This window comes from Limnobacter sp. (genome assembly GCF_964228395.1).
GTDB lineage: Bacteria > Pseudomonadota > Gammaproteobacteria > Burkholderiales > Burkholderiaceae_B > Limnobacter.
The window spans coordinates 1-4,272 of the sequence record NZ_CAXQZX010000068.1 but is presented as its reverse complement, the minus strand read 5'-3'; the positions used below and the strand labels follow the sequence as shown (position 1 = coordinate 4,272).

4 protein-coding genes are annotated in these 4,272 nt (G+C 56.0%); 2 read left to right on the top strand and 2 right to left on the bottom strand.

Annotated elements, in window-relative coordinates; all coding sequences use genetic code 11:
• Positions 1-749 (bottom strand): KUP/HAK/KT family potassium transporter (locus ACEQU8_RS05480; RefSeq protein ID WP_370262093.1); only part of this gene is annotated, 749 nt, incomplete at its 3' end.
• 173 nt (positions 750-922) lie between these two features.
• Between ACEQU8_RS05480 and ACEQU8_RS05475 the strand changes: the two genes are divergently transcribed.
• The gene (locus ACEQU8_RS05475) at positions 923-2,917 is read left to right on the top strand and encodes an alkyl/aryl-sulfatase (protein ID WP_370262092.1); all 1,995 of its coding nucleotides are present in this window, start codon (positions 923-925) and stop codon (positions 2,915-2,917) included.
• Between the two features lie 86 nt (positions 2,918-3,003).
• Positions 3,004-3,438 (top strand): VOC family protein, encoded by a 435-nt coding sequence (locus ACEQU8_RS05470; protein WP_370262090.1) that lies wholly within the window; start codon positions 3,004-3,006, stop codon positions 3,436-3,438.
• Positions 3,439-3,481: 43 nt separating this feature from the next.
• Here ACEQU8_RS05470 and ACEQU8_RS05465 read toward each other — a convergent pair.
• Positions 3,482-4,272: SAF domain-containing protein (locus tag ACEQU8_RS05465; RefSeq protein ID WP_370262089.1), on the bottom strand; the 791-nt coding region annotated here is incomplete at its 5' end.

Here is a 4,272-nt window from a genome sequence, read left to right as displayed (position 1 = left end):
CCAAAGTGCCCCATGTCGGCATACAAAGCTTCAGCCCCTGTGATGGCAAGCACAATCGCCCCAACCACCACCAGCACCAAAGGCCCACGGTCCCACAAAAACTGTGCAGCATGCGCTGGGTTTAAGGCCGTAAGAATACTGGGTTGCTGCACCACCTGGACCAAACCGGTCAAGCCAAGCACCAAAAACCACACCAACACGATCGGCCCAAAAAAGCGCCCCACCAGGGCAGTGCCCCAGCGCTGCACCAAAAAAAGCCCTGTAAGAATGACCATGGCCACCGGCACAATGTAGGGCTTTAAGTCGGGGGTGAGCACCTCGAGCCCTTCCATGGCACCAATCACCGAAATGGCGGGTGTGATCACGCTATCGCCATAAAACAGCGTGGCCCCAAAAACCCCCAATAACAAAATCACGCTTCGCAGGCGCGGCTGGCTTTTGACGGCTTGTGCAGCCAGCGCTGTCAGCGCCAAACCACCACCCTCGCCCCGGTTGTCGGCCCGCAAAATCAAGATGACGTACTTGAGGGTGACCACCAGCATCAACGCCCAAAAAATGGTGGACACTGCGCCGACCAGGTTGGCGGCGTTGGGCTCTACCCCCCCGTGTGGGGAAAAAATTTCTTTGAAAGTGTAAAGTGGGCTGGTGCCAATGTCGCCATAAACCACGCCAATGGCTGCCAGGGTGAGTGCTGCCAAGGCGGGCTTGGGGTGGGCAGCAGGGTAAACAGGCTCTTGTTGCGTTGCCATATCAGCTCCGCTTTTTGTTTTGAGGGAACCAAGCTTACTCCTATGTTGTAGAGGAGTTCAACCAAAATATTGCAATGCACAATATTTTTTAACAAATACAAGAAGTTAACCTTGAGGTAACATGGAAAAACAATCACAACAGGGTTCAGCAAACCCACCCCTCGGGAGACATCATGAATCATCCATCACGCCTGCCAGCGCCACACACGGCCCTGGCTTTGGGTTTTCTTGCGCTTGCGCTGGGCAGCCTTACCGCCGCATGTTCAAAAAGTGAACCCCACCCCTCGGCCGGGGCGGCATCAAGCTTTACGCAAGCCATGCACGACGAAGTCGCAAAGACCACCGACCTGGTGGACCAAGCCAACACCGAGGACGCCAAACGCGGTTTGATTGCCAAGCCCACTGGGCAAGTCAAAAACGCTGCTGGCGAAGTGATTTGGGACTACGACGCCTTTGATTTTATCCAGGGCAAGGCCCCGCCCACTGTGAACCCCAGCCTGTGGCGGCAAGCCGCGCTCAATAACCAAATTGGCTTGTACAAGGTGGTCGACCGCATTTACCAGTTGCGGGGTTTTGATTTGTCCAACATCACACTGATTGAGGGCGAAACAGGCTGGATTGTGGTGGATGTGCTTACCAGCGAAGAAACTGCCCGCGCTGCCATGGCATTTGCCCGCCAACACCTTGGCGACAAACCCGTCAGTGCGGTGGTGTTTACCCACAGCCACGTGGATCACTTTGGTGGAGCACTGGGCGTGATCAGTGCCGAAATGGTCAAGCAAAAAAACATCCCGGTGGTGGCCCCGTTGGGCTTCATGGAAGAAGCCACCAGCGAGAACGTGCTGGTTGGCATGGCCATGGCCCGCCGCTCGGTGTACATGTATGGCAAACAGTTGCCCAAAGGGCCAGAGGGTTTGGTGGACAACGGCCTGGGCAAAGCGGTGGCTTATGGCAAGGTCGGTATTTTGGAACCCTCGGTGGTTATTAAGGCGCCCAAAGAAACCCACACACTCGACGGCGTTGAGTTTGAATTTCTGAATGTGCCTGGCAGCGAGGCACCTTCGGAGTTTGTGTTTTACCTGCCCCAGCTAAAAGCCTTTGGCGGGGCCGAGTTGTTTGGCCATACCTTGCACAACCTGTACACCCCACGCGGTGCCAAGGTGCGCGACGCATTGAAGTGGGCAGGTTACATGGATGAGGCCATTGCCTATGCAGACCAAACCGAGGTGCTGTTTCACCAGCACAACTGGCCAGTGTGGGGCAGCCAAAACATTCGCAATTTCATGGAAAAGCAACGCGACACCTACCGCTTCATTCATGACCAAACCGTGCGCAAAATCAATGCTGGCGAAACCTCGATCGAGATTGCAGAATCCCTCAAAATGCCCCCCGTGCTCCACAACTTTTTAAGTGGCCGTGGGTATTACGGCACGGTATCGCACAACGTAAAAGCGGTTTACCAGTTCTACATGGGCTGGTTTGATGCCAACCCCGCCAACTTGCACCCCATTCCCCCCGTGCAGGCCGCAAGCCGCTATGTGGACCTGGCCGGTGGCATGGCCGCGCTGCTGCAAAAGGCGCAAACCGCGCATGACCAAGGCGACTACCGCTGGGCTGCAGAACTGCTGAAGCACGCCGTGTACGCCGAGCCCGACAACCTGGCGGCCAAGGCTTTGCTGGCCAGTTGTTTTGAGCAAATGGGTTACCAAGCCGAATCGGCCCCTTGGAGAAACTTTTACCTGACAGGCGCACTAGAGCTTCGCAAAGGCGGCTACAACGCCGGCTTTGACCGAAGCCAGTTCATCGACATGCTAATGCACACGCCCACCTCGCGCTTTTTAGAGGCCATGGCGGCCTCTTTGAATGGTGAAAAAGCCGAGGGCGAAGACCTGTTGGTGAACCTGGTGTTCACCGACAATGGTGAAACCTACCAACTGCACATCAAAAACAGTGTGCTACACCACCAAGCTGCGGCACCCAGCAGCGAAGCGGCTGCCACTTTAAAACTCACCAAACCGTTTTTCTTGAACATGCTCACGGGCGAAGCGGGTGCATTGGATTTGCTGTTTTCAGACCAAACACAAATCGAAGGCAGCCGCCTGCAACTGGGCAAGTTTTTTGGAATGCTCGACAAAGCCAATGGCAACTTCAACATCGTGACCCCCTAGTGCAGTAGGGGTAATTCCGATTTGTGAAGCGCAGGGCAAGCCCTCTATATTCGAGGCTTGCCCTTTACCTTTTGCAAGAGACTTCCATGAGCGCGACCCACCCCACCCTGCAGCCTTTTCATTTGGCCTTCCCGGTAGACAACATTGCCAAAGCCCGCCAGTTTTATGGCGAAGTGATTGGTTGTGAAGAGGGTCGAAGCGCCGAGCATTGGGTGGACTTCAACTTTTTTGGCCATCAACTGGTGGCCCACTTGGCGCCCGATGAAGTGGGTTGCAAGGCCAACAGCAGCGTGGACGGTCACGCCGTACCCGCCAAGCATTTTGGGGTGATCCTCACCATGGAGCAATGGCATGCGCTGGCTGACCGGCTGCGGGCCGTTGGTACAAAATTTGTGATTGAGCCTTACATTCGGTTTAAGGGACAGGTGGGTGAACAAGCCACCATGTTTTTTATGGACCCCTGTGGCAATGCCCTCGAGTTCAAGGCCTTTGCCAACATGGACCAGATTTTCGCAAAGTGATTGTTGACGGTGAGTTGTTGAAGCCGATGCTCGGGCGCTCTATTTAGGCAAATCGTTGTTCCATCTCACGGCGGAATTTCACCGCCGTGGCGTTGGCGTCAAAGGCCACATCGGCCCAACTCACCACCTGCCCGGCTTTCACTGCTTTAAGTAGCTTCACGCCATGGGCCAGCCCCAAGGGCAAACCACCCAAGGCCAGGGACTCTTGCGCGGGCAACAACTTGCCATACACGGTGTAGCCCCCTTCACCATCCAGCATTTCACCCTCTTTCAAGTCGCGCTTGGCCGTGGCCACCACATCGCCATGCCAACACACCGGCGCACCAGTGGCCTCGCCCCGAACACCAATGGAGGCCACCGAAATACCCAGCTCAAGACCAATCAAGTGAAATGGCTTGTACATGCTGGAATACTGGCCGCTTGGATCGGTCACCAAACCGTATTCCTTAAAGCACCGGGCCACGTATTCGCTGTCAGCCGCGAAGGTCACATACACGCCCCAACGCAAATCCCGAAACACGGGCCGAGTGTCTCGTTCTACACTGGAAATCACTTCCACCTGCCCGCGCTGATCCAACACGCCGCCATGCTCTCGGGGCCTCAAGATGCGCGCCAGATCATCCACCCCCACCGCGGGAAACTTCAAGCCCCTTGGCGCGGCCAAGCCTGTGGCATTGGCCACCGCCGCCATCTCGATGGCGCTCTTGGTGCCATCCAAAAAGCTGTTGAACATCTGTGCATTCATGCCACCTTTGGCGGCATCTTCGGCGGTCAGGCCGTAGTGATTCCACACGGTGTCGGGCGTGCTTTCGTGGTAAGTGGGCAAGTACTTGG